At 73.3% G+C, this 26,489-nt stretch carries 19 protein-coding genes and 1 pseudogene; 8 read left to right on the top strand and 12 right to left on the bottom strand.

Annotation, left to right across the window (positions count from 1 at the left end; genetic code table 11):
* Positions 1–180 precede the first annotated feature (180 nt).
* The 8 genes from mraY to EF879_RS16590 all read right to left on the bottom strand — a co-directional run bounded on the left by mraY (position 181) and on the right by EF879_RS16590 (position 12,423).
* A complete protein-coding gene (gene mraY / locus EF879_RS16555) occupies positions 181–1,284 on the bottom strand; it encodes a phospho-N-acetylmuramoyl-pentapeptide-transferase (RefSeq protein ID WP_123559574.1) in 1,104 nt (367 codons plus the stop codon).
* Positions 1,285–1,432: 148 nt separating this feature from the next.
* Entirely contained in the window at positions 1,433–2,839 is a 1,407-nt protein-coding gene (gene murF, locus EF879_RS16560) for a UDP-N-acetylmuramoyl-tripeptide--D-alanyl-D-alanine ligase (RefSeq protein WP_123559576.1), read from the bottom strand.
* Positions 2,836–4,404 carry a UDP-N-acetylmuramoyl-L-alanyl-D-glutamate--2,6-diaminopimelate ligase gene (locus tag EF879_RS16565; protein WP_123559578.1) on the bottom strand — a complete coding sequence of 523 codons (1,569 nt, stop codon included), beginning with the start codon at positions 4,402–4,404 and terminating at the stop codon, positions 2,836–2,838. The genes murF and EF879_RS16565 overlap by 4 nt, the downstream gene beginning before the upstream one ends.
* A gap of 52 nt (positions 4,405–4,456) precedes the next feature.
* Complete coding sequence (locus tag EF879_RS16570) at positions 4,457–6,301, bottom strand: peptidoglycan D,D-transpeptidase FtsI family protein (protein ID WP_370375519.1); 1,845 nt, start codon at positions 6,299–6,301, stop codon at positions 4,457–4,459.
* Positions 6,302–6,730: 429 nt separating this feature from the next.
* Positions 6,731–7,417: a hypothetical protein gene (locus tag EF879_RS16575; RefSeq protein ID WP_123559582.1), complete on the bottom strand. Its 687-nt coding sequence runs from the start codon at positions 7,415–7,417 to the stop codon at positions 6,731–6,733.
* Positions 7,414–8,523, bottom strand: coding sequence for a 16S rRNA (cytosine(1402)-N(4))-methyltransferase RsmH (rsmH, locus tag EF879_RS16580; protein ID WP_123559584.1), 1,110 nt, complete (start codon positions 8,521–8,523; stop codon positions 7,414–7,416). Before rsmH ends, EF879_RS16575 begins: the two co-directional genes overlap by 4 nt.
* Positions 8,524–8,723: 200 nt before the next feature.
* Positions 8,724–9,155 (bottom strand): division/cell wall cluster transcriptional repressor MraZ, encoded by a 432-nt coding sequence (mraZ, locus tag EF879_RS16585; RefSeq protein ID WP_123559586.1) that lies wholly within the window; start codon positions 9,153–9,155, stop codon positions 8,724–8,726.
* Between the two features lie 370 nt (positions 9,156–9,525).
* Positions 9,526–12,423, bottom strand: coding sequence for an AAA domain-containing protein (locus tag EF879_RS16590; protein WP_123559588.1), 2,898 nt, complete (start codon positions 12,421–12,423; stop codon positions 9,526–9,528).
* Positions 12,424–12,546: 123 nt separating this feature from the next.
* On the opposite strand from EF879_RS16590, the gene EF879_RS16595 reads away from it, so the two are divergent.
* From EF879_RS16595 to EF879_RS16620, 6 genes and pseudogenes are all read left to right on the top strand, one after another.
* Positions 12,547–13,794: a Mur ligase family protein gene (locus EF879_RS16595; RefSeq protein WP_123559590.1), complete on the top strand. Its 1,248-nt coding sequence runs from the start codon at positions 12,547–12,549 to the stop codon at positions 13,792–13,794.
* The gene (locus EF879_RS16600; RefSeq protein ID WP_123559592.1) at positions 13,784–14,536 is read left to right on the top strand and encodes a type 1 glutamine amidotransferase; all 753 of its coding nucleotides are present in this window, start codon (positions 13,784–13,786) and stop codon (positions 14,534–14,536) included. Before EF879_RS16595 ends, EF879_RS16600 begins: the two co-directional genes overlap by 11 nt.
* Positions 14,533–15,240, top strand: coding sequence for a TVP38/TMEM64 family protein (locus EF879_RS16605; protein WP_123559594.1), 708 nt, complete (start codon positions 14,533–14,535; stop codon positions 15,238–15,240). The genes EF879_RS16600 and EF879_RS16605 overlap by 4 nt, the downstream gene beginning before the upstream one ends.
* 278 nt (positions 15,241–15,518) lie before the next feature.
* Positions 15,519–15,971 (top strand): annotated as a pseudogene (locus EF879_RS28195) ((2Fe-2S)-binding protein); the annotation flags it as partial.
* Between the two features lie 163 nt (positions 15,972–16,134).
* The gene (locus EF879_RS16615) at positions 16,135–17,175 is read left to right on the top strand and encodes a xanthine dehydrogenase family protein subunit M (protein WP_123559598.1); all 1,041 of its coding nucleotides are present in this window, start codon (positions 16,135–16,137) and stop codon (positions 17,173–17,175) included.
* A 107-nt stretch (positions 17,176–17,282) separates the two neighbouring features.
* Entirely contained in the window at positions 17,283–19,526 is a 2,244-nt protein-coding gene (locus EF879_RS16620) for a xanthine dehydrogenase family protein molybdopterin-binding subunit (RefSeq protein WP_123559600.1), read from the top strand.
* A 76-nt stretch (positions 19,527–19,602) separates the two neighbouring features.
* Here EF879_RS16620 and EF879_RS16625 read toward each other — a convergent pair whose 3' ends face one another.
* Positions 19,603–19,800, bottom strand: a complete 198-nt coding sequence (locus EF879_RS16625) for a DivIVA domain-containing protein (protein WP_123559602.1) — start codon at positions 19,798–19,800, stop codon at positions 19,603–19,605.
* A gap of 215 nt (positions 19,801–20,015) precedes the next feature.
* Here EF879_RS16625 and EF879_RS16630 point away from each other — a divergent pair, with 215 nt between their 5' ends.
* Positions 20,016–21,053: an alcohol dehydrogenase catalytic domain-containing protein gene (locus EF879_RS16630; RefSeq protein ID WP_123559604.1), complete on the top strand. Its 1,038-nt coding sequence runs from the start codon at positions 20,016–20,018 to the stop codon at positions 21,051–21,053.
* Between the two features lie 16 nt (positions 21,054–21,069).
* Here the strand turns inward: EF879_RS16630 and EF879_RS16635 are convergent, their stop codons facing one another.
* The 3 genes from EF879_RS16635 to EF879_RS16645 all read right to left on the bottom strand — a co-directional run bounded on the left by EF879_RS16635 (position 21,070) and on the right by EF879_RS16645 (position 25,247).
* Positions 21,070–21,516, bottom strand: coding sequence for a hypothetical protein (locus EF879_RS16635; protein WP_123559606.1), 447 nt, complete (start codon positions 21,514–21,516; stop codon positions 21,070–21,072).
* A gap of 420 nt (positions 21,517–21,936) precedes the next feature.
* Entirely contained in the window at positions 21,937–24,777 is a 2,841-nt protein-coding gene (leuS, locus tag EF879_RS16640) for a leucine--tRNA ligase (protein WP_123559608.1), read from the bottom strand.
* Between the two features lie 128 nt (positions 24,778–24,905).
* Entirely contained in the window at positions 24,906–25,247 is a 342-nt protein-coding gene (locus tag EF879_RS16645) for a hypothetical protein (protein WP_123559610.1), read from the bottom strand.
* Between the two features lie 185 nt (positions 25,248–25,432).
* Between EF879_RS16645 and EF879_RS16650 the strand changes: the two genes are divergently transcribed.
* Complete coding sequence (locus EF879_RS16650; RefSeq protein ID WP_123559612.1) at positions 25,433–26,488, top strand: MoxR family ATPase; 1,056 nt, start codon at positions 25,433–25,435, stop codon at positions 26,486–26,488.
* The last annotated feature ends 1 nt before the right edge of the window (position 26,489 follow it).

The raw sequence follows: 26,489 nt of genomic DNA on the forward strand, positions 1-26,489 counted from the left end.
CTTGCGCCCATCATCGGCGCTGGCCCGCGCCGCGGGCGGGCAATCGGCCGGCCGGCGTGTCGAGCCGCGTGGGACGGTGGTCGGTTCGGGAGGTGGGCGGTGGTCGACCCGGGAGGTGTCGCCGGACCCCTGGGGAACCGGCGACACCTCCCGGTCACCGAGGAGGCGCCGAGGCCGGGGTCAGCCGACCGCGGCGAGGAACTCGCTGTAGAAGAGCCCCAGGGCGATCGCCACCCCGATCCCCGCGATGATCCAGAACCGGACGACGATGTTGACCTCGCTCCATCCGGCCAGCTCGAAGTGGTGCTGGAGCGGGGACATCCGGAACACCCGCTTACCGGTGGTCCGGAACGAGATCACCTGGATCACGACCGACATCGTGATGATCACGAACAGCCCGCCGAGGATCGGCAGCAGCAGCAGGGTCCGGGTGGACATCGCCATGCCGGCGATCAGCCCGCCGAGCCCGAGCGCCCCGGTGTCGCCCATGAAGATCCGTGCCGGCGAGGTGTTCCACCAGAGGAAGCCGACACAGGCACCGGCCGCCGCCCCGGCGATCAGCGCGATCTCCAGGGGGTCCCGCACCATGTAGCAGTACGCCCCGCCGGCCGCGTACGCCTCGTCGGCGCACCAGTGCCGGTACTGCCAGAACGCGATCAGCCCGTACGCCGCCAGCACCATCACCGAGGCACCGGTGGCCAGACCGTCCAACCCGTCGGTGAGGTTCACCCCGTTGGTCGTCGCCATGACCACGAAGATGAAGATGATCACCGAGGCGATCTTGCCCACCTCGAGCGCGTCGATGTCCCGGATGAACGAGAGCGTCGTGCTGCCGACCGTCAACCCGAAGGAGCTGGGGAAGTAGAGGGCGATCACCCCGAAGACCGCCCCGACCAGCATCTGGCCGAGCAGCTTGCCCCGCTTGTTCAGCCCGGCGCTGTTGCGCTTGCGGACCTTGAGAAAGTCGTCGAGGAAACCGACCGCGCCGGAGAAGACCATCAGGCCGAGCAGCACCAGCCCGGTGATGGTCGGGGTGACCTGGGCGATCTGGTTCTCGGGCAGCGTGGTCAGCGCGAGGTGGCCGGCGACGTACGCGATCACGGTGGCGACGATGAAGACCACCCCACCCATCGTCGGGGTGCCCTTCTTGCCCAGGTGCATCACCGGGCCCTCGGCGCGGATCGGCTGACCGGCCTTCAACCGGGTGAAGACCCTGATCGCGATCGGTGTGGTGAAGAGCGAGATCAGGAACGCCACGAAGACGGCGACGATGACCGCCCTCACGCCGCGACACCTTCCGCCGGAACCGCCGGAACCGCCGTGACAGCCGCGACCGCCGAGACGGGCGACGGTACCGCGACAGCCGGAGACACCGCGACGGCCGCGACCGGCGCGCCCGACGCCACCGGCCCGGTCGAAGCGCTCGCGCCGCTCATCGCGCGCCCTCCTCGGGGGCAACGGCCGCCTCACGCAGCGCGTCGGCCACGTCCCAGGTGCGGTAACGCGAACCCTTCACCAGGACGACGTCGCCCGGCCGCAGCTCGCGCCGTAGCAGCTCGATCGCCGCCTGCTGATCCGTAACCAGCACCGATTCTCCTCCCCAATCCGCCACCGCCGCCGCTCCGTCCCGGATCGGCGCGGCCGGCTCACCGACCACCAACAATCGGTCGACTCCCAGCTCGGCCGCGAGCCGACCGACCTCCTCATGCCCGTCCCGCTCGAACGCGCCCAGCTCGGCCATGTAGCCGAGCACCGCGACGGTGCGCCGCCCCCGGCCCATCCCGGCCAGCGCGTGCAGCGCCGCGCCCGTCGAGGCGGGATTCGCGTTGTACGAGTCGTCGATCACCGTCACCCCGTCGGCGCGGTCGAAGACGTCCATCCGCCGGGTCGAGGGCAGGCCGAGCCCGCCGAGCGCCTCGCCCAGCTCGTCCAGCGGCATCCCCAGGTCGTACGCCACCGCCGCGGCGGCGAGCGAGTTGCCGACCTGGTGCCGCCCGCTGATCCGCAGTCGCACCGGCACCCGCCCGCCCGGGGTCACCAGGGTGTACGCCGCCCGCCCCCGGTCGTCGAGGGTGACCTCCTCGGCCCGGAGGTGCGCGTCGACGGCCTCGCCGACCAGCAGCACCCGGGCGCCCGTCCGGTCCGCCATGGCGCGTACCCGGGGATCGTCGGCGTTGAGCACCGCGAGCCCGTCCGCCGGCAGCGCCTCGACCAGCTCCCCCTTCGCCTGCGCGATCGCCTCGACCGAGCCGAACTCGCCGATGTGCGACACCCCCACGTTGGTCACCAGGGCGATCCGGGGCGGGGCGATCTCACAGAGATAGCGAATGTGGCCGATCCCCCGGGCCCCCTTCTCCAGCACGAGGTAGCGCGTGTCGGCATCGGCCTGCAGGGCGGTGTACGGATGCCCCAGCTCGTTGTTGAACGAGCCCGGCGGCGCGACCGTCGGACCGAGCCGGGCGGTGAGCTGGGCCACCAGGTCCTTGGTGGTGGTCTTGCCGGACGAGCCGGTCACCCCGACCACGGTCAGCGTGGGGAGCCGGTCCAGCACCACCCGGGCCAGCCGGCCCAGCGCCGCCCGGGCGTCCTCGACCAGCACCATCGGCACACCGTCGACCGGCCGGGAGCCGAGCACCGCCACCGCACCACCGTCGGCGACCGCCGACGCCGCGAAGTCGTGACCGTCCACCCTCTCGCCGGGGAACGCCACGAAGAGCCCACCCGGACGGATGACGCGGGAGTCGAACTCGACCGGACCGGTGACGGTCAGGTCCGGATCGTCGGCGGCCAACCGGCCGCCGACGGCGGCGGCGATCTCGGCCAGGGTCATCGGGATCATCGGCGCCCCACCACGCTGTCGAAACGGGCGGCCAGCGCGCTCGCCAGCTCGACCCGGTCGTCGAAGGGCTCGGTACGGCCGGCGATCTCCTGGCCGCGCTCGTGCCCCTTGCCGAGGACCGCGACCACGTCACCGGGCTCGGCGAGCCGAACCGCCTCCGCGATGGCGGCCCGGCGGCCCGCCACCTCCAGGATCCGGGCCGGCGTACCGGCCTCCTCCGCACCCCGGCGCACCGCGGCCCGGATCACCGCCGGGTCCTCACTGCGCGGATTGTCGTCCGTGATCACCGCCACGTCGGCCCCCCGCGCCGCCGCGGCGCCCATCATCGGACGCTTGCCGGGATCCCGGTCGCCCCCGGAGCCGATCACACAGATCAGCCGGTGGTCGGCGCCGGCCAGCCCACGCAGGGCGGCAAGGACGGCGACCACGGCGTCCGGCTTGTGGGCGTAGTCGACCACCCCGTGGACCGGGCCGGGGGCGGCGACCCGTTCGAGCCGGCCGGGCACCCCCGGGCAGGCGGCGACCCCGGCCGCCGCCACCGCCGGATCCACCCCGGTCGCGACCAGGGTGGCGATCGCCAGCAGCGCGTTGGCGACGTTGTGCCGCCCGGGCAGTCCCACCCCCGCCTCGACCATTACCCCGTCCGGTCCGTAGGCGGTGAAGGTCTGGGCGTAGCCGGAGTCGCGAATCGCCTCGGCGCGCCAGGTGGCGGCCGGGTCGCCGGCGGCCGAGTAGGTGATCGTCCCCGGCTTGCGCAGCGGAACCAGCGCCGGGTCGTCGTGGTTGAGCACCTCGACGGCGCAGCGGCCGTCGAAAAGCCGGGCCTTGGCCGCGAAGTAGTCGGCGGCGTCGGCGTGGAAGTCCAGGTGGTCGGAGCCGAAGTTGGTGTAGCCGCCGACGCGGAACCGCACCCCGCCGACCCGACCCAGGGCCAGGGCGTGGCTGGAGACCTCCATCGCCACCGCGGTGACGCCCCGCTCCCGGGCGGCGGCGAGCATGGCGTGCAGGTCGGGCGCCTCGGGGGTGGTCCGGACGCTGGCCACGGTGAGGTCGCCGAGCCGGGTCTCCACGGTGCCGATCAGACCGGTGACGTGCCCGGCGGCCCGCAGCCCCGACTCGATCAGGTACGTCGTGCTGGTCTTGCCGGCCGTCCCGGTGATCCCGATCATGGTGAGCCCGGCCGTCGGGTCGCCGTAGACCGCGCCGGCGACCTCGCCGAGCACCGCCCGCGGGTCCGGGACGACCAGGGCCGGCAGCCCCGCCTCGCGGGCCGCCGCCGCACCGGCCGGGTCGGTGAGCACGGCGACCGCGCCGGCCTCCGCGACGGCCGGAACGAACTCGGCACCGTGCCGGCGGGCGCCGGGCAACGCCGCGTACAGGTCGCCGGGCCTGACCTCACCGCTGGCGTGGGTCAGCCCGGTGACCGCCACGTCGGCGGCCTCCGGCGGCAGGTCGACGGAGACCCGCGCGGCAAGCTCGGCGAGCCGGCGCGGTGTCACGGCCTGGGGTCGGGGATTGCCGGGCACGGCGTCAGACCCTACCCCGTCGGGGGGTACGCCCCGCACAGCCGCCCCGGTGGTTTGCCCGCACCTACCGATGATGTCCTGTTCGGCCTGGTCAACGCGGATAGACGACAAACTTCGGCGGCGTGCTGCCGGTTGCGGGCACCCGATAGTGCCGCAGGGTGTACTCCATCATCTCCTTGAACGCCGGGGCGGCGATGTCCCCGCCGCCGCCCCGCGGGGTGTACGCGAAGACCGCGATCACGTAGTGGGGCTGGTCCGCCTGGTCCATACCGATGAACGAGGCGACCTCGCCCGGGGCGTACCGGCCGTTCACCACCCGGGAGCCCGTGCCGGTCTTGCCGGCGACCCGGTAGCCGGGGATGGCGGCCTTGGTGGCGGTGCCGCCCTCGATCGAGACCGGCGCCTCCAGCAGCTGACGCAGGGCGGCGGCAGTGGCCGGGCTCAGCACCTGGCGGGTCTTCGGGGCCGGGCCGGGGCGGGGCGGGCCGTCCGGCGGGATGATCTCCCGCACCAGGTGCGGCTGCACCCAGACACCGTCGTTGGCGATCGCCGCGTAGACGGCCGCCATCTGCAGGGGCGTCACGTCGACGCTGTGCCCGATCGGCACCGACCCGTACGTCGATCCGCTCCACTCGGCCGGCTTGAGCACCCGGCCGGCGGCCTCGCCGAGCACCCCCTCCCCGGTGGGCTGGCCCAGCCCGAACCGGAGCTGGTACTGGTAGAGCTTCTCCGGGCCGAGGGCGTCGGCGATGCGGATCGTCCCGACGTTGGAGGAGTACCCGAGCATCCCCGCGACGCTCAGCTTCCGGCCCTGCGCCGGGTGGGTGTCCTGGAAGTACCGGTCGCCCTTCCAGACGCCGTTCGGGATCCGCCAGGCGGTCTGCGGGGTGATCACCCCCTCCTCCAGCCCGGCGCCGAAGACGATCGCCTTGTGCACCGAGCCGGGGTCGACCACGAAGCTGGTGGCCGCGTCGTTGCGGTCCTCGGCCGGGTACTTCTTCCAGTCCGCGGCGTCGTAGGTCGGGTAGCTGGCCTGGGCGAGCACCTCGCCGGTACGGACGTCGAGAACGACGGCGGCGCCGATCTCCCCGTTGACCTCCCGCATCCGCTCGCTGAGAATCCGCTGCACCACGTACTGGAGGTCCCGGTCGATGGTGAGCTGGAGCGAGCTGCCCGGTCGGGCCTTGGTGACCCGGTTGTAGCCGCCCGGGATCTCGGCGGCCAGTTCGCCCTTGCCCACCTCGTAGACCCGCTTGCCGTTCACCCCCCGCAGCAGGTCGTCGTAGCGGGCCTCCAACCCCTCCAGCCCGGTGAGCTCCTCGCCGGTGAAGCCGAGCAGATTCGCCGCCAGGTCGCCGCCGGGGACCTCCCGACGCTCGTCACGGCCGGTGCCGATCCCGGGCAGGTCGAGATCCATGATCTTCTCGGCGGTGGCGATCTCCACCCCGCGCGCCAGGTACTCGAACTGCGACGGTCGCCCGTCGGGACGCTTCTGCGGCCTCATCCGCTCGGTCAGCTCGGAGACCGGGATGCCCAGCAGCGGCGAGAGCGCCGCCGCGGTGCGGGCCGGGTCGGTGATCTGGGTGGGGTCGGCGAAGACGTACCGCGCCTCGACCGAGTGGACCAGCGGCGCGCCGTACCGGTCGTAGATGGCCCCGCGCGGGGCCGGCAGGACGACCTCCCGGACCCGGTTGGCGAGGCCGTTGCCGTCGTACTCCGGCGCGTCCACCACCTGCAGGGCGACCAACCGGATGCCGATGGTGGTGAACATGGCGAGCACGAGCAGCGTGCCGATCCGCAGCCGGCGCTGCGGGTCGGCGAGACGCAGCGGGCGACGGGGCCGGCGCCGCGGCGGGCGGCGGCCCGATCCGTCGCCGCCGGACGCCGCGCCCGCCGGGTCGGTCGCCGGCCGGCGCGGCGGCGCCGGCTTCGCCATCTCGCCGTCCCGGACCGGCCGGGCGGTGAGGGTCCGTCCGGCGCCACTCGCCGCGGTGCGGTGCACGGTCCGGGCGGCGCCGACGCGACCGCCGTCGAGCACCTGCAACGCGGGTCGGAACGGGTCGCCGGACCGACTGGTCCGCGGGGTACGCCGCACCCGCGCCTCGGCGGTGCGCCCCCAGGGGACGGCCCCGTCCGGGTCGCCGAGCGGCGTCCGGTAGCGCCGCGAGAGTTCCGGGGCGTCCCGCACCGTACGCCCGCGCGGGGTGTAGGCACGGGCCTCGGAGATCCCGGAGAAGCCGGACCGCCCGGTCGGGCCGCCGGCCTCCCGACCTGCGCCGGGCTCCCGGTCGCCGCCCGGGCGTGACGCGCCGCGCCGGGACACCGACGTGTCCCGGCGCGGTTCGTCGGACCGCGGGGTCACCGGCTATTCCCCGGTGCCCTGCTGGCTGGTGATCGCCGGCTCGCCGCCGGCCGGCTGCGGTACGCCGATCACCTGACCGTCCGGCAGCCGGATGAAGGCGGGCGGGCCCGCGTCGACCAGGCCCAGCTTGCGCGCCCGCGCGGTCAGGTTGCCCGGTACCTTCGCCTCGTCGATCTTCTGCTGCAGTTGCTGCTGCTGGATGTCCAGGCTGGACTGCTGCTGCTGCAGCCGCTCCAGCCGGAACGCGTTCTCGTTGACCTTGCTGTTGACGACCAGGATCCCGAGCATCCCGCCGACGACCAGCACCAGGATCAGCGCCACGAAGGAGACCCGGGGGCGGGCCACCGGCAGCGGCGGCGCGACCCGCAGCCGGGTCCGCCACGCCGCCGGCGCCGCAACGCCCGACTCCGCCGGCCGCTCCGGCCGCTCGTCCGAGCTGTCCCAGACCCGCACCGTGCGGCTGGGCTCGGCCGACGGCTCCCAGTCTCCGGCCGCCCGCAGCGCGGCGCTGCCCTGCGTCGGGTACTCTCGTGCCCCCCGCACCCGACGCGACGAGATCACCGTGGACCGTCCGCCACCCGTACGCCCGGTTCGCTGCACCGTGGTCCGGCCCCCCGACCGCGGTGTTCGCTGCCCAGCGCCGCGCGTCACGTCGGGCTCAACCCGACGCTCGCGCCTGTTGACGTTCATGTTCCCTCCCCCTGTACCGTCGTGCCGCCGTCGTCGGTCGACGACCGCGGCGGGTCCTGCGTCGCCTCGAACCCGTCCGACTCCCCGGCGACGCCCCGGCCGGGCCGTTCGCGGTCGGCCCTCCTCGTCGTCGGGGTCCGGTCGTCGGTCGGGTCGATCCGTTCCGCCGCCCGCAGCCGTGCCGAGGCGGCGCGCGGGTTGGCCGCCACCTCCGCCTCGCCCGGCATCTCGGCCCCCCGGCTGAGCAGCCGCAGCGTCGGTCCGCTGCCGGGCAGCTCCACCGGAAGGTCGACCGGCCCTGTGCTGCGGGCCCGGCCGGCGAACACCTGTTTGGTGATCCGGTCCTCCAGCGAGTGGTAGGAGAGCACCACCACGCGACCGCCCACGGACAGCGCGTCCAGGGCGGCCGGCAAGGCCGTCTCCAGCGCGGCCAGCTCCCGGTTGACCTCGATCCGTAAAGCCTGAAACGTTCTCTTCGCCGGATGCCCCCCGGTACGTCGGGCCGGGGCCGGGATCGCCTCCCGCACCAGCTCCGCCAGCCGGGCCGACGAGGTGAGCCGCGAGCGCTGCCGCTCCCGGACGATCGCCGAGGCGATCCGGCCGGCGAACCGCTCCTCGCCGTAGACCCGCAGCACCCGGGCGAGCTCGCCGTGCGAGTAGGTGTTGACCACCTCCTCGGCGGTGGTGCCGGTGGTCTGGTCCATCCGCATGTCCAGCGGCGCGTCCTGCGCGTAGGCGAACCCGCGGTCGGGCGCGTCGAGTTGGAGCGAGGAGACACCGAGGTCGAACAGGACAGCGTCCACCTCGGAGTAACCCAGCCGGGCCAGCACGTCCGGGAGCTCGTCGTAGACCGCGTGGACCAGGTGGATCCGGTCGGCGTACGGTGCGAGTCGTGCCCGCGCGTGCGCCAGGGCCTCGGTGTCGCGGTCGAGTCCGACCAGGACGGTCCGGGGGTGCGCGGCCAGGACCGCCTCGGCGTGCCCGGCGAGACCGAGGGTGGCGTCGACGTACACGGTTGCCCGGTCGGCCCGGTCCAGGGCGGGGGCGAGCAGCTCAAGACAGCGCTCGAGCAGCACCGGTACGTGCGTACCGCGTAGCTCCCCCATCGTGACCCCCCAGTGACCCCTGTCTCGCCCGGACGTGCCCGGGTTCCCGTTGCCCGTCGTACCGCCAGATCCCCATCCGCTCTGGTCCCCCGGGTCCGACCGTCGGACCACCGGACGATCGCGCCTGGCACCGGGGAAGAGGCGCCAGGAACGTCGAGCGGGTGGAGATCTGGCGGTACGTCGGGCGTCGGCACGCCGCCCTACAGTCCGCCCGGCAGCACCCCCTCCTCGATGTCGGCGAACTCCTCTTCGCTCTCTGCGAGGTAGGTCTCCCAGGCGCGCTTGTCCCAGATCTCCACCCGGGTACTCGCTCCGATCACCACCAGATCCCGATCCAGCCCGGCGTACTCCCGCAGGTGGATCGGGATGGTGACGCGACCCTGCTTGTCCGGGATCTCGTCGTGGGCGCTCGCGAAGAAGACCCGGCTGTAGGCCCGGGCGGCCTTGTGCGTCATTGGCTGCTCGCGCAGCTGTGCCGCGATGCGCTGGAACTCGGGCATCGGGAACACGTAGAGGCAGCGCTCCTGCCCTTTGGTGATCACGACACCTCCCGCCAGCTCATCCCGGAACTTGGCCGGAAGGATCAGCCGGCCCTTGTCGTCCAGGCGAGGGGTGTGCGTGCCGAGAAACACCGGCCCCAACCCCCTCGCCCTTCCCAGCGGCGTTCGCGGCGCCGCTGCCCCCCGGGCCGACGGGCCCTCCTGGCCCCCCAACGCGCCCCACTCTACTCCACTTCCCTCCACCCGCAACCAGAATCGCCCGGAAAACCCGCCTGTTCTCCAGACGAAACCGCACGTCAACCGGGGTGGCGGTCGGTGGAGGGGATCGAGGCTCCCCACCCGGCGGTCCGCAATCCGACAGCCCCTCACGACCGCCGAATCGCCAGACATGCCGCATAAATCCGGCGCCCCGTGACGCCGGCTCGGCGGGGCGTGGAGGGAAGTGGAGGAAAACTGCCGCCCGGCCACGGGCCGAGTGGAGGAAAGCCGCCCGGGTACGCCGTCAGCGCGGCACCGGATGCTCGGACGAGCGCAGCCGCGGCCAGTCGGCGACGAGTTCCAGGGCGGCCCGGACGGGATCCCCGGCCCAGCGGCTGGCGAACGCGTCGACCAGGGTCCAGCCCAACCGGGTCAACGACCGGTGCCGTCGCAGGTGCGCCGCCACGCCGTCCGGGTGCACCCGGCAGATCAGCCCGACCGCCCCGGCACCCGAGCCCGCGCAGAGGTCCACCGTCCAGCGCCCGACCGGGTACCGCAGCCGCACCGGTACGCCGAGCCGGTGCAACTCCGCCGCCAACGCACCGGTCCAGTCCCGGTCCCGCCGGTCGGCCTCCGCGGCCGGCCCGGCGTAGGGTTCGCCCCGCGGTGGTGGTGGCACCTCGGCGTACCGCAGGTACTCGCCGAGCAGACCGTCCGGATCGGACAGCGACGTGAGCACCACCATCCGGCGCCGGGCCCGGGTCACCATCACGTTGAACAGATGGGGATCGGTCAGGAACCGCAGCCGGCCGGCCGGAACGGGATCGCTCAGCGCCAGCGAGAGGACCACCGTCTCCGCCTCGCTGCCCTGGAAGGAGTGGACCGTGCCGACCCGCAGCCCGAGCCGCGCGATCTCGGTCACCGGGAAGGCGTCGACGAGCGCCGCCTCCAGGGCCGCCGCCTGGGCCCGGAAGGGCGTGATGACGCCGATCCCCGCCTCTCCCCCGGCGGCGAGTCGCCGTACCACCGCCACCGCCGCCTCCACCTCGGCCCGGTTCACCCCCGCCTCGGTGCTGGCGTCGGGCACCCGTACCACATCGATCACGTCGGCGGCCTCGTTGCCCGGATGGTGGGTCGCCACCGCGATGCGGTCGGCGTAGAACCGGTGCGCGGAGAACGCGATCAGGTGCGGCGCGCAGCGGTAGTGCTCGTCCAGCCAGGTGGTCGGCGCGGCTCCGGCCGCGAGGTCGAAGGCACTGACCCGGCGTACGTCCCACCGGCTGTCCAGCCCGTGCCGGCGCAGCGTCGCCGCGACATCCACGTCCGCGACGAACGAGACGAAACGCAGCTGCCGGGGATCGCCGACCACCAGTGCCCGGCGGGCCCGCGCCAGCACCGGGGCGGCCCGGATCTGGTCGGTGTGCGACGCCTCGTCCAGGATCACCAGGTCGAAGAGGCCGGGCACCGGAGGCAGCAGCTCCTCGACGTCGGTCACGGTGCCGATCCACAGTGGCAGCGCCCGCACCAGCGCCGCCCCCTCAAGCTCGGCGATTATCTCCCGCCGACGGTTGCGGCCGGCCCGCAACGCCGTACTCAGCGCCGCCGCGCTCCGCCGGGCCTCCTCGTCCCAGCGCGTGGCGCTGCGCGCGCGGCTGCGCATCGCCGTCCCCACCGCCGCCGCCAGCGTCTCGTCCGCCGCCAGCAGCTCGGCGAGGAGGGGATGGGTGTCCGCCCCGCCGACGGTGGCGAGGTTGGCCGCCGCGGCGACCGCCCGGGCCGCCTCGACCGCCTCGGCGATCCGGTCGAGCGACACGGTACGGCCGGCGCCGAGCCGGCGCCGCAGCCGGTCACCGGGCCGTCCCGGGAGGAAGCGGCGCCACCAGGCGTCGGCGGAGTCCCGAGCCCACCCCACCGCCCGGGCGACCGAGTCGAGATCGACGTCGGAGGCGAAGACCCCCGGCACGTCGAACCGGAGCCCGGGCAGCCTCGGCTCCCACCGGGGCACGGTCTCCGCCAACCGCTGCAGCTCCAGCAGCCGGGACAGCTCCGCGGTGATCCGGTCCACCTCGGTGGCCGCCCGGGTCACCGCGGCCTCGTCCGCGGCCAGGACGTCGGGCCCCACCACCTCGTCCGGTCCCCGCCCCAGAATCTGGGCGATGGCCTCGCGGCGCTCCGCGTCGCCGAAGAGCACCGGGGTCGGCCCGGGATACCGCTCCAGCAGCTCGGCGAGGACGTCGGCGGCGTGCGAGGACTGGGTGACCACCAGGACGCTGCCGCCCCGGTCGACCACGTCGATCGCCGCCGCCACCACGGCGTGGCTCTTGCCGTTGCCCGGTGGCCCGGACAGCACGGTCAGCGGCTGGTGCCGGACCCGGCGGACCACCTCGGCCTGGGCCTCGTTCAGCGGCATCGGCGACCGCACCGGCTCGGCCGCGCCGGTGGGGCCCGACGGAGCGTTGCCGGGCTCCGGCTTCGGCTGGGGGTCGGGGCGCAGGCCGTACACGGTCGCCAATGCCGTCTCGTCCAGGCCGGGCCGACCCGCCCAGGCCCGGAGCCCGTCGGCGAGGGCGACACCGGCGAGGTCCCGAACGCTGAACAGCGCTGCGGCGACGTAGAGCACCAGCCCCCGGGTCGGCAGCTCGGCAAAGCCCTCCCGGGTCTGCCGGTCGACCTCGGAGATCGGCAGCCCGGCCGCCTCGGCGACGCGACGCAGCCACGCCTCGGTCTCGGGCGCGGAGAGCCACGCCGCCGAACCGGGTGTGTGGGCGCTCAGCCGCTCTCCGGCCGCCCGCGACCGCACGAGCGACTCGATCCGCGCGGTCGCCTCCAGCCGCGCGGCGACGGTCCGGTCCTCGATCAACGGGGTGAGCTCGAGGTCTCCCGCGGAGACGACGCGGTAGCCGTACAGCGCCCGTTCCAGCCGGACCGGTTCGCTCACCAACGGCAGCCGGACCCGGCGCCGGACCCCGTCGGTTTCGATCGCCCCGGCGACCAGCCCCCAGGCGCGGCGCAGTGTCCGCTCGTCGCGGTGCAGCATGTCGGCGGCGGCCAGCCGGTTCACCTCGCGGGACACACCGCAGCGCTCCGGGTCCGGCAGCCAGATCAGTGGCTGCCCCGGCCGGGTGACGTCGAGAACCCGTGGAGACGTCGCCGGGGCAAGATCGGCAAGGGCTTGGAGCACGGTGGCGACGGTGGGGTTCATCGGCAGCCGAGGGTATCCGCCCGAGGCCCGTACCGGCGGGGTCCGGAGGGTGGCGCGGTCCCTCGTGCGACGGCCACCCGCCCCGCGCCGTCCGGTAACCTCGCTCGCGTGACGGACGGGAAAATGCCCCTTCGGGCAAAGGTGGCCAGCTCCGTGTCGCGGACCGCTGCGGCGCTGTCCCGGGCCGCCGGCCGAGGTGACGGCTCGGTCATCGGCGGATGGATCGGTCTCAAGATCGACCCGGATCTCCTCGCGCACCTGTCGGCCGGCCGCGCCATCGCGCTGATCTCGGGAACCAACGGCAAGACGACCACCACTCGGCTGACCGCCGCCGCGGTCGGCGTACTCGGCCCGGTCGCCACGAACTCGTTGGGGGCGAACATGCCCACCGGGCACACCTCCGCGCTGGCCAAGGCGGGCAACACCCCGTACGCCGTGCTGGAGGTCGACGAGCACTACCTCCCCCAGGTGCTGGAGGCGACCAACGCCCGCGTCGTCGCGCTGCTCAACCTCTCCCGCGACCAGCTCGACCGGGCCAAGGAAGTGTCGATGATGGCGCAGCTCTGGCGGGCCGCGCTGGTCCGCCACCCGGGGGTACGGGTGGTCGCCAACGCCGACGACCCGATGGTGGTCTGGGCGGCGACCCCTCCGGCGAACCGCAGCGAGGCGGTGCAACCGGCCCCGGTGACCTGGTTCAGCGCCGGCCAGCGCTGGCGCGACGACTCGTGGGTCTGCCCGGAGTGCGGCTCGCCGATCGAGCGGATGGCCGACCAGTGGTGGTGCACCGGATGCTGGCTGCGCCGCCCCGAGCCGCAGTGGGTGGTCGAGGACGACGGGGTGGTCGACCCCGCCGGCGCCTGGCACAAGGTGGTGCTGCAGCTACCGGGCCGGGTCAACCTCGGCAACGCCGCCACCGCCCTCGCCGTCGCGGCCGAGTTCGGCGTACGACCCGCCGACGCCGTCTCCCGGCTGGCCGGGGTCACCTCGGTCGCCGGCCGGTACGCGCAGGTGGTGCGGGACGGGCGGACCATCCGGCTGCTGCTGGCGAAGAACCCGGCGAGCTGGCTGGAGGCGTTCGACATGGCCGAGGTCGCCCCGACCCTGCTCTCGATCAACGCCCGGGACCCGGACGGGCTGGACACCTCGTGGCTCTTCGACGTCGACTTCTCCCCGCTGCGCGGCCGCCAGGTGCTGATCACCGGTGACCGTGCCTTCGATCTGGCGGTCCGGCTCGAGGTCAACGATGTACCGTTCCACCACGTACGGACCTTCTCGGACGCGATCGCGAGCGTCCCGCCGGGCCGGCTTGAGGTGATCGCCAACTACACGGCGTTCCAGGACATCCGAGCGGAGCTGAACCGTGTCAACTGACCGGGCGTATCCCGTACCCGCTCCCGGCGGGGAGAGCACGCTGCGCATCGTCTGGATCTACCCGGATCTGCTCTCCACCTACGGCGACCGGGGCAACATGCTGATCCTCGCCCGCCGGGCCCAACTGCGCGGCATACCGGTGGAGACCATCGAGGTCCGCTCCGACCAGCGGCTCCCCACCACCGCCGACATCTACCTGATCGGCGGGGGCGAGGACGGCCCGCAGGCGCTCGGCGCCCAGCGGCTGATCGCCGACGGTGGGCTGCACCGCGCGGTCGCCCAGGGGTCGGTGGTCTTCGCGGTCTGCGCCGGCTACCAGCTGCTCGGCGGCTCGTTCTTCGCCAAGGGCACCAAGTGCGCCGGGCTCGACCTGCTCGACCTGCACTCCGACCGGGGGTCGACCCGGGCCGTCGGCGAGCTCGCCGGCGACATCGATCCCCGGCTCGGGCTTCCGCCGCTGAGCGGGTTCGAGAACCACGGCGGCCGGACCCACCTCGGCCCGGGAGTCTCCCCGCTGGCCCGGGTCACCAGCGGAATCGGCAACGAGGGCATCACCGAGGGAGCCTGGCGGGGCAAGCTGCTCGGCACGTACGCGCACGGCCCGGCGCTGGCCCGCAACCCGGCCCTGGCCGACCTGCTGCTCCGCTGGGCGACCGGCGTGCACCAGCTGCCGCCGTTGGATGACACCTGGTCCGAGCGCCTGCGCGCCGAGCGCCGGGCGGCCCTGGCAGCCCGGGCGTGACCGGAGGGGTCGGGCGGCTGCCGCGCCAACGGCCGGTCGCCCGGTTCACCCTCCTGGTGCTGCTGCTCGGGCTCTGCGGACTCGCCCTGCTGGTGGTGCCCCGGCCCGAACTGGCCGCGCTGCCGCGGCTGGTCGACCGGCTGGGGCCGCTGGCCCCGGTCGCCGCGGTGCTGGTGGGGGCGGTGCTGATGCTCGCCCTGGTCCCCCGGACCGCGATCACGGTGGTCTGGGGGGCGCTCTTCGGGCCGCTCGCCGGGGCCGGCTACACGCTGGGCTCCGCCCTGCTGGCCGCCGCCGCGGGCTTCGCGGTCGGCCGGCTGCTCGGTCGGGACTTCGTCGCCGCCCGGGTACGCGGCCGGCTGGCCCGGCTGGACCACTGGTTCACCCGGCAGAGCGTCCTCGGGGTGATCTCCGTACGGCTGGTGCCGCTCGGCGGCTACGGACTGGTCAGCTACGGCTACGGCACCACCGGCGCGCGGCTGCTGCCGTTCCTGGTCGGCAGCGTCCTCGCCTCGGCCCCGTCGGCGTTCGGCTACGCCGCGGTCGGGGCGGCGGTGGTCGCGCCGGACGAGGTGAACTGGCTGACCGTCGCTCCAGCCGGACTGGGCCTGGCCGTCGCCGCCGGGCTCGGGGCCCGTTGGTGGTGCGCCAGGCGGGCCGCACCGCGCGAGGTCCCCGCCGACCACGACGAGGCCGGGCGGTAGCGGACTCCGACCACCGATTCACTCCTTTTGGGTTGTATGCCCGATAGCGTCGCTCCGGCGGTACGGTGAGGAGTGTCCGCCGGTCGCGCAGTATTCCCCAGCAGGTGGCGGCATGCCCCGGCGGCACGCCCCGGCGTGGACCGCCGGGTCTGCAGGGACCGGAACGGGCGGCCCGGACCGGCGGCGATCGGCAGCGGGGGGATCAGGTGAAGTCGTACGCGGAGACGGTCGGGGCGGTCCAGACCGCCGACACCGCGGTCGTCCGCGGCCCCACCTCGGTGGTGGTACGCCTACACGTCAACGGCACGCCCCGGACCATTCTGGTCGAGCCCCGGGTCAGCCTGCTCGACGCGCTGCGGGACCGGCTCGGCCTGACCGGCGCCAAGAAGGGCTGCAACCAGGGCGCCTGCGGGGCCTGCACGGTCTGGGTCGACAAGCGACGGGTCCTGGCCTGCCTGACCCTCGCCATCGCCTGCGAGACCCGTGAGATCACCACGATCGAGGGGCTCTCCGACGGGGTGGAGCTGCACCCGATGCAGCAGGCGTTCATCGACCACGACGCCTTCCAGTGCGGCTACTGCACCCCGGGGCAGATCATGTCGGCCGTGGCCCTCCTCGCCGAGGGACACGGCGCCGACGACGACCAGATCCGGGAGTGGATGAGCGGCAATCTCTGCCGCTGCGCGGCGTACCCGAACATCCGGGCCGCGATCCGGACGGTCCGCGACGCGGCGACGAACCAGATCCCGGCCACGGCCGCGGAGGGTGGCTCCACCCGGCCGGAGCCGGCGCGGGCCAGACCGGCCGGGGTCGGCCCGACCGAGACCGGGCCACCACCGGCCGGGTCCGGACGGCCCGGACCGGCGGAGGGCCCGGCGGCGGAAGGAGGTCCTGGTGCGGCCGCTTAGCTACTCCCGGGTGGCCGACGTCGCCACCGCGGTCGGCACCGTCGCCGCCGACCCGGACAGCACGTTCCTGGCTGGCGGCACCACCGAGGTGGATCTGCAACGCGTCTACGTCTCCCCGGCGCGCCGGCTGGTCGACATCAACGACCTGCCGCTGCACCAGATCGAGGAGCTGCCCGGCGGCGGCGTCCACATCGGTGCCCTGGCACGGATGAGCGACGTGGCCCAGGCCCTGCCGATCCGGCGCCGCTTCCCGATGATCTCCCAGGCCCTGCTGCTGGGCGCCTCACCGCAGCTGCGCAACATGGCGTCGATCGGCGGCAACCTGCTGCAACGGGTCCGCTGCGGCTACTTCCGAGACGTGGCCGCGCGCTGCAACAAGCGCGAGCCGGGCACCGGGTGCAGCGCCATCCACGGGATCAACCGGGGGCACGCGGTCCTCGGCACCACCGAGTACTGCATCGCCACCCACCCCTCCGATCTGGCGGTCGCGCTGGTCGCGCTCGACGCGGTCGTGCTGACCCAGGGTCCGGACGGACCCCACCGGTACGCGATCGACGAGTTCTTCCTGCTCCCGGGGGACACCCCGCACCGCGAACATCCACTCGCCCACGGCGAGCTGGTGGTCGCGGTCGAGGTGCCACCGAACCCGATGGCGAGCCGGTCACTGTATCTGAAGGTGCGCGACCGCGAGTCGTACGAGTTCGCGCTCGCCTCGGCCGCGGTGGCGGTCCGGCTCGACGGCGGGACCGTCGCCGAGGTCCGGCTGGCGCTCGGCGGCGTCGCCACCGTGCCCTGGCGGGCCCGCCGGGCCGAGGCGACGCTGACCGGCGCACCGGCCACGGTGGAGAGCTTCGCCGCGGCGGCCCGGGAGGAACTCGCCCCGGCGGTCGGGTACGGGATGAACGACTTCAAGATCGAGCTGGCCCGGCGAACCATCGTCCGGGCGCTGCGGATGGCGATCGGCGACCCGGACCTGCGCGACGGTACGGCGGCGGGGCTGCTCAGCCAGGACGACCACGGGTCATGAAGCCCGACGACGGAGGCCGGGTCATGGATCGCGGCACCCGGAACGGGGTGGCGAGCCGCGGCGACCGGGGGTCTCGCGCCGCGGCGACAAGGCGGAGGTGAGGGGTCATGAGTCCGGCGATCGGTGCGGCGCTCGACCGGGTGGACGGTCGGGCCAAGGTGACCGGGGCCGCCCGGTACTCGGGTGAGATCCCGCTCCCCGGTCTCGCGTACGCCGTGCTCCTCGGCGCCCAGGTGCCGAGCGGCCGGATCATCGGCATCGACCGCCAGGCGGCGATGACGGCGGACGGAGTGATCGCCGTCCTGACCCACCTGGACCTGCCCCGGGTCGCGGCCCGGCCGAGACTCTTCCCGTCGCTGGCCGGGCTGACCGCGCACGGGCAGAGCTACTTCCCGATGCAGGACGACGTGGTCCACTACGCCGGGCAGCCGGTGGCGATCGTCGTCGCCGACACCCTGGAACGCGCCGAGCACGCCGCCACGCTGGTCCGGGTCAGCTACGCGGAGACGCCCGCGCTGACCCTGCTCGACCAGGGACGGGAGCAGGCGTACGAGCCGGAGAAGATCTTCGGCGGGCTGGTCCCGGGGCGGAACCCGACCCGGGGCGACCCGGAGGCGGCGCTGCGGGACGCGGAGGTGACGCTCGACCTGACGTACCGGTTCGCGGTCAACCACCAGAACCCGCTGGAGCCGTCGACCACCACCGCGGTCTGGGACGACGTCGACCGGCTGACCCTCTACGACTCGACCCAGGGGCCGACCGCGACCCAGCTCAGCGTCGCCGAACTGCTCGGCCTGCCGCCGGTCAACGTCCGGGTGGTGAGCCACTACGTCGGTGGCAGCTTCGGGTCGAAGGCGCTGATCTGGCCGCACGTCACCCTCGCCGCGCTCGCCGCCCGCCAGGTCGGCCGCCCGGTCCGGCTCGCGCTCAGCCGCGACCAGATGTTCCACTCCTGCGGGCACCGGGAGGAGCAGGAGCAGCGGATCCGCATCGGCGCCGACCGGAACGGGCGACTGACCGCGCTGACCCACGACAAGATCGGACTGACCTCGCACTTCGACGACTGGGCCGAGACGTCGCTGGAGTCGGCGGCGATCACCTACGCCTGCCCGAACTACGCGGGCGGCTACCGGCTGGTCCGGGGCAACATCATCACCCCCACCTTCACGCGGGGGCCGGGCGAGGCGACCGGGATGTTCGCCCTGGAGTCCGCGATGGACGAACTCGCGTACGCGGTCGGGGTCGACCCGCTGGAGCTGCGGCTGCGCAACCACGCCGACACCGACCCGGAGACCGGCAAGCCGTGGTCGAGCAAGGGACTCCGGGAGTGCTACCAGCGCGGCGCCGAGCTCATCGGCTGGGCCGACCGGGACCCGACCCCCGGCGTACGGCGCGACGGGCAGTGGCTGGTCGGCACCGGAATGGCGACCGCGGCGTACCCGGTCGCCGCGCCGATCAGCCCGCAGCGGGCCCGGGCCCGGATGTACGGCGACGGCAGCGCGGTGGTGGAGGCCGGGATATCCGAGTTCGGCACCGGGGCACTGACCGCGATGACCCAGGTCGCGGCGGACGCCCTCGGGCTGCCGGTGACCCGGGTACGCTTCGTCGGCGGCACCACCGACCTGCCGAACATCGCCGCCGCGGTCGGGTCGGCCGGCGCGGGAGCGACCAGTGCCGCCGTACACCTGGCGTGCGTTCAGCTGCGTGACCAGCTCATCCGGCACGCGGTGGCCGACCAGGGCTCCCCGCTGCACGGCGCCGACCCGGCCGACGTGGTGGTCCGGGACGGCCGGATGTGCCGGCGGGACGCGCCCCAGGTCGGCGAGACGTACGCCGAGCTGCTCGACCGCAACCACATGCCGGACGTCGAGGCGATCGGCACCTGGACGCCGGTGCTGCCGATGGCCAGCGACCACGCCATGCACACCTTCGGGGCGCAGTTCGCCGAGGTCGCCGTCGACGCCGACCTGGGGAGAATCCGGGTACGCCGACTCGTCGGGGTCTTCGCGCCGGGGCGGGTGCTGAACCGCAAGACCGCGCACAGTCAGCTCCTCGGCGGGATGCTCTGGGGGCTCAGCCAGGCGTTGCTGGAGGCGACCCGGATGGACCCGCACACCGGCCGGTACGCCAACGAGAACCTCGCCGACTACCTGGTCGCGACGAACGCCGACGTCCCGGACGTGGTGGTGGAGACCATCGAGGTGCCGGATCAGGTGGTCAACCCGCTCGGGGTGAAGGGCGTCGGCGAGATCGGCATCGTCGGTACGTCGGCGGCGATCGCCAACGCGGTCTACCACGCCACCGGCCGGCGGATCCGTACCCTCCCGATCACCCTGGAAGCGCTGCTCTGACGGGACGTCTCACGCCACCAGGCGTGGTCCCGGTTTTTCCTTACGGCAATCCGTCGGGATCACCAAAGCGGATCGGTCACCAGCCGCCATCGCGTGTCGGGACCGCACGCCCGTGCCTACAGGCGTCACGGCGTCGGGCGCCCATCTCGTCGGCGGCCCGGCGCAGGAAGGCGTACACGTGATCCGGGTCCAAGCCGCCGTGCCACCGTCGTACCCCGAATGTCACGGATCGGATGAGGTGCGGGCCGAGTCGACCGCCTGCCCGGTAGATCATCGCCGCGTCTCCATCTCCTCAAGTTCAGGGGACCCCACTCAACCACGGCCCTACGGCGGCGGCGATCCGACCGCCGGGCTCTCGCTCGGGTACGGGAGACGGGTCCGGCAGGTGGGCGCTCACTAGAAATCGGGCTTTTCGGGTCTTCCGCTCGCTATCGTGAAGGGCGCTCGCTCGTACGGTTCGTCCAACTCGACGCGGAGGGGCGGCAGGTCATGCAGGCGTTACAGCTCGTCGCGCCCGGCACGATCGAGGTCCGAGACGTGCCGGTGCCGGCGATCGCCCCGGACGAGGTGCTGGTCAGGGTCGCCGGCGCCGGCCTCTGCCACTCGGACCTGCACATCCTGCACACGCCCGACTGGCCGGCGCTGAACGTGACGCTCGGGCACGAGACCGCCGGGCACGTCGCCGCGCTGGGCGCCAACGTCAGCGGGTTCGCCGAGGGCGACCCGGTGCTGGTGTACCTCGTCTGGGCCTGCGGGGTGTGCCGGCAGTGCGTCGCTGGGCGCGACAACGTCTGTGCCACCACCGGCGGACGGCTGGGTTTGCCGCCGGGTCCGGGGCTCGGACCCGACGGTGGCATGGCGGAGTACATCAAGGTCAACCAGCGCTTCCTGGAACCGCTCGGCGATCTCGACCCGGTGCGGGCGGCCCCACTTGCCGACGCCGGGCTCACGTCGATGCACGCCATCAACGGCGCCCGGCACCGCCTCGATCCCGGCGCCACCGCCGTGGTCATCGGGGTCGGCGGGCTCGGTCATGTCGGCCTGCAGATCCTCGCCGCGACCACCGGCGCCCGCCTCATCGCGGTCGACACCAGCGAGCAGAAGCTGGAGATCGCCCGCGGGCACGGTGCCGACCTGGTGATCAAGACTGACGCCGACACCGCCCAGCGGATTCTCGACGAGACGTCCGGCTACGGCGCGGACGCCGTCTTCGACTTCGTCGGTGTGCAGCCCACGGTGGACCTCGCGACGCAGGTCATCGCGCCCGACGGGGCGCTGCGCCTCGTCGGTCTGGGCGGTGGCGGGTTCCCCTACCGCGCCGATGCCGCCACCGCGCCGTTGCCCTGGGGCGTGGACGTCCGCCGCCCGTACGCGGGCACCCGCTCCGACCAGCGGCAGGTGATCGACCTGGCGAAACAGGGCAAGGTGTCGGTCGACGTCACGACCTATCCGCTCGCCGACGGCCCGCGGGCCTTCGCCGACCTGGAGGCGGGCACGGTACCCGGCCGCGCCGTCCTCGTACCGTGACTCGGCAGTCCCGGGATCACCGGACCGAACGCCTTCGCCGCGTCTGCGGGCTCCATCCGGGCGCCTCGTCCGGGGGATCTGGGGCCGACAGCCAGGAGCGCAGTCTCGGGGTCGCGGCAACGGCGACCGCGCCCGTGACGGCGACCCCGAGCCCGGCCCGCACCAGCGTGCGGCGGCTCGGCCGCCAGCTCGCGGATCGGGCGGGCTCGGCTCGCGCGGCAGGGTCGGCGGTCGATTCCTGGGCGGTACGGCGGGCCGATCGCTCGTACCTCGCGGTCGCCACGATCGCCGCGACGAGGAGTGTCGCCAGGACCGCCAGGTACAGCCCGTCGGGCAGCCGATCAAGCGCCCGCTGCAGCGGACCGCTGACCACGTTGGCGAAGAGTTCCAGGGCGAGCGCCGCGGTGACGAACAACAGGCTGAGCACCACCAGCCGCCGTCGCTCGTCGCGGGACGGACGCATGCGAGGGTTCCTCCGATGCCTGTCGTGGGCGTCCACCGCCTGCCATCGCATGCCGCCTCGACCGGGCCGTTGGGTGGCTCCCGGCGGAACCGACGGGACGGGATGTACGACGTCGCGACGCCGACGATGCGGACTGGGGCGCGGCACTGCGTGGGTTCAGGCTATCGGGCGCCGTCCCGTGCCCCCGATCGACACGATCGTCTACCGTCGATGCATCAGCGCCCGGAACCCCCAGACTGCCGCCACGTCGTCGAGCGTCACGACGGCGGGCAGGTGTCGACCCACGGCCTCAGCGCTCACGCGCCCAACCTGTGCGGCAGCTCGGACCGACGACCGGCATCGATCGTCGGCAGCGACGCCGCGGGGCCGGGCGACACCCGCCGCCCGGCCCCGCGGTCACGTCACCGATCCTCCGTCGGGTCAGACGACGACGCTGACCATCCGACCCGGCACCACGATCACCTTCCGCGGCTCCCGGCCACCCAGGTGGTCGGCGACCGCGGCCAGCGCCGCCGCCCGTACGTCGTCCTCGGACGCGTCCGCCGCGACCTCGACCCGGGCCCGGACCTTGCCACCCACCTGCACCGGGTACGTCACCGACTCGGCGACCAGCAGGCTCGGGTCCGCGACCGGGAACGGCTCGTACGCCAGCGACTCGGGGTGCCCCAGCCGCTCCCACAGCTCCTCGGCGATGTGCGGCGCGAACGGCGACAGCATCAGCACCAGCGGCTCGGCCACCTCGCGGGGCGTCGCCGGCAGCCGGGTGATCCCGTTGGTCAGCTCGATCAGCTTGGCGATCGCGGTGTTCATCCGGATGTTGTCCAGATCGGACCGCACCCCGTCGATGGTCCGGTGCAGCAGCCGTCGGGTGGCGTCGTCGGCCGGGGTGTCGACAACCCGCAGTTCACCGGTGTGTTCGTCGACCAGCGCCCGCCAGACCCGCTGCAGGAACCGGTACGCCCCGACCACCGCCCGGGTCTCCCAGGGCCGGGAGACCTCCAGCGGCCCCATCGACATCTCGTAGACCCGGAACGTGTCGGCGCCGTACGCCGCGCACATCTCGTCCGGGGTGACCACGTTCTTCAGGGACTTGCCCATCTTGCCGTAGACCCGGGTGACCGGCTGCCCCCGGTAGAAGTAGCCGCCGTCGCGCTCCTCCACCTCGGCCGCCTCGACGTACGCGCCCCGAGCGTCCTGGAACGCGTACGCCTGGATCATGCCCTGGTTGAACAGCCGACGGTACGGCTCGAACGACGAGACGTGGCCCAGGTCGTACAGCACCTTGTGCCAGAAGCGGGCGTACAGCAGGTGCAGCACGGCGTGCTCCTGGCCGCCGACGTACAGGTCGACACCGCCGCAGTCGCCGGGGTGGCGCGGCCCCATCCAGTAGCGCTCGTTGGCCGGGTCGACGAAGCGCTCCGCGTTCTGCGGGTCCAGGTAGCGCAGCTCGTACCAGCAGGAGCCGGCCCACTGCGGCATCACGTTGGTCTCCCGGGTGTACCGCTTCGGCCCGTCCCCCAGGTCCAGCTCGACCTCGACCCACTCCTTGGCCCGGGACAGCGGCGTCTCCGGGTCGGACTCGGCGTCGTCGGGGTCGAAGGTGCGCGGCGAGAAGTCGTCCACCTCGGGCAGCTCGACCGGCAGCATCGACTCCGGCAACGCGTGCGGGTTGCCGTCGGCGTCGTAGACGATCGGGAACGGCTCGCCCCAGTAGCGCTGCCGGCTGAACAGCCAGTCCCGCAGCCGGTAGGTGACCGCGCCGGAGCCGTTGCCGGTCGCCTCCAGCCACTCGATGACGCGCGCCTTGGCCTCGGCGACGCCCAGGCCGTTCAGGTCCAGGTCACCCTCGGGCCGGGCGCTGTTGATCGCCGGCCCCTCCCCGGTGTACGCCTTCCCGGTGAAGTTCTCCGGCGGCTGCACCGTCCGGATGATCGGCAGGTCGAAGACCTCGGCGAACTCCCAGTCCCGCTCGTCCTGGGCCGGCACCGCCATGATCGCCCCGGTGCCGTAGCCGGCCAGCACGTAGTCCGCGATGAAGATCGGGATCTGGGCGCCGTTGACCGGGTTGGTGGCGTACGCCCCGATGAAGACGCCGGTCTTCTCCCGGTTCTCCGCCTGGCGCTCGACGTCGGTCTTGGCCGCCGCCGCCTTCCGGTAGGCCTCCACCGCCGCCCGCGGGGTGGCCTGCCCCCCGGTCCAGGCCGGCTTCGTCCCCTCCGGCCAGCTCTCCGGGATCAGCGACTCGACCAGCGGGTGCTCCGGGGCCAGCACCATGTAGGTGGCGCCGAAGATGGTGTCCGGCCGGGTGGTGAAGACCCGGATCGGGGCGCCGGCGGTCGGGAAGTCGATGTGCGCGCCGGTGGAGCGGCCGATCCAGTTCCGCTGCATCAGCTTGATCGGCTCCGGCCAGTCCAGCGCGTCCAGGTCCTCCAGCAGCCGGTCGGCGTACGCGGTGATCCGCATCATCCACTGCTTCAGGTTGCGCTTGAAGACCGGGAAGTTGCCCCGCTCCGACCGGCCGTCCGCGGTGATCTCCTCGTTGGCCAGCACGGTGCCCAGCCCCGGACACCAGTTGACCGGCGCCTCGGAGACGTACGCCAGCCGGTGGTCGTCGATGATCCGCCGCCGCTCGGCGGCGGACAGCTCGGCCCAGGGCCGACCGTCCGGGGTGGGCCGGGTCCCCGCCTCGAACTCGGCGACCAGTTCGGCGATCGGCCGGGCCTTGCGGGCGGCCGGGTCGTACCAGGCGTTGTAGATCTGCAGGAAGATCCACTGGGTCCAGCGGTAGTAGTCGGTGTCGATGGTCGCCACCGACCGGCGGTCGTCGTGGCCCAACCCCAGCCGGCGCAGCTGCGCCCGGTAGTAGTCGATGTTCGCCTCGGTGGTGGTCCGCGGGTGGGTGCCGGTCTGCACCGCGTACTGCTCGGCCGGCAGGCCGAACGCGTCAAAGCCCATGGTGTGCAACACGTTGCGCCCGACCATCCGCTGGTACCGGGCGAAGCAGTCGGTGCCGATGTAGCCCAGCGGATGCCCGACGTGCAGCCCGGCGCCGGACGGGTACGGGAACATGTCCAGCACGAACAGCTTCTCGGCGTTCGCCCGAGGGTGTGTCGGATCGGCCAGTGGCCCGACCGGGTTCGGAGCCCGGAAGGTGCCGCGCTCGGCCCACCGGTCCTGCCAGCGAAGCTCGATCTCTCCGGCCAGCTCGGCGGTGTAGCGGAACGGCGGAATCTCCGCCGCCGGCTCGGCTACCTCGGTCATGGCGTCTCCTCGCTGCGGTCCTCGTCGCTACGCTCGTGCACGCACGGGCTGGGGTCGGTCACACATTCTCCGCGCACAAAAAAGCCCCTCGCACAGGAGGGGTAGCCGTGCTGGGCGCGGTCGTCGCGTCAGCACGGCTCGCTAAGGAGCACGTGAACCCGGGACATGGACCCACTGTACCGCTTCGCGGCCCGGCCTGCCGTACCCGTTCCCGGGCGCCGGCCGGGCCGCGATCCCGTGGTCGGCCGGCGGCTGACCGCGGCGAGCAGGAAGATCGCGAAAAGGACCAGGTTGATGATCCAGCGCGGACCGTCGAGGTGAGGATTCGTCACGAACTGCTCCCGTTCGGCATCGGTCAACGGCGTGGTCGACCACTCCGCCGCGGCGAAGTCCAGCCGGTCGCCGGCGAAGACGAGATAGGTCCAGACGCGGTGCACCAGATAGATTCCCGCCACGCCGACGATGAGCACCCGACGCCCCGTTGTGCGCCAACCCGGTCAGCGGGACCGCCGAGGGGGTGGACCCGTCCGAATGCGGTTAGCCTGAGGCATGCGGGTGATCCCGGCACGAGTGACGGGCGTGTTCTCCCGCGAACCAAACGGCCGGCCCAACGACTCTCTACCTAGGCAGCCGTGATCCGACGAGGAGGAGGCCCGTGACTCAACAGATTCGGGACGAGCTGGGTGGCATCCTGCCCAGTGACGAGTTCCGCGCAGCCACCGACGCGATCGTGGCGAACATCGAGCAGGTCATCGAGGGCAAGACCGCCACGGTCCGCCTCGCACTCGCCGTACTCCTCGCCGAGGGCCACCTGCTGATCGAGGACGTACCGGGGGTCGGCAAGACCAAGCTCGCCAAGGCGCTCGCCCGGTCCATCGACTGCTCGGTCCGGCGCATCCAGTTCACTCCCGACCTGCTGCCGAGCGACGTCACCGGGGTCAGCGTCTACAACCAGGAGACCCACGACTTCGAGTTCCGGCCGGGCGCGGTCTTCGCGAACCTGGTGGTCGGGGACGAGATCAACCGGGCCTCGCCGAAGACGCAGTCCGCGCTGCTGGAGTGCATGGAGGAGCGGCAGGTCACCGTCGACGGCGTCACCTACGACCTGCAGACGCCGTTCATGGTGATCGCCACCCAGAACCCGATCGAGATGGAGGGGACGTACCCGCTGCCGGAGGCGCAGCGGGACCGGTTCACCGCCCGGATCGCCATGGGCTACCCGGACGCCGGCGCCGAGCTGGCGATGCTCGACGTACACACCGGGGTCGACCCGTTGCAGGAGCTGCGCCCGGTCTCCGACGCCGCGACGGTACGCCGGCTGATCGCCACGGTCCGCGACGTGCACGTCGCCGACGCCGTCAAGCAGTACGCCGTCGACCTCGTCACCGCCACCCGGGAATCCCCCGACCTGCGGCTCGGCGCCTCCCCCCGGGCGACCCTGCAACTGCTGCGCACCGCCCGGGCGGTGGCCGCGCTGGAGGGTCGCGACTACGTCCTCCCCGACGACCTCCAAGCGCTCGCCGTGCCGGTCCTCGCCCACCGGGTCATCTCCACCGCCGACGCGCAGCTCGCCCGGCGCACCACCGACGCGATCATCTCGGACCTGGTGCATCGGTTGCCGTTGCCACACGAACGGCAGCGCTCGCCGTACGACCGGCCGCAGTCCAGGAGCGACAACGGCCGATCCCCGTACGAGCCCCGGAGGCGGTGAC

Origin of the sequence: Micromonospora sp. HM5-17 (genome assembly GCF_003762835.1) — a bacterium.
GTDB lineage: Bacteria > Actinomycetota > Actinomycetes > Mycobacteriales > Micromonosporaceae > Plantactinospora.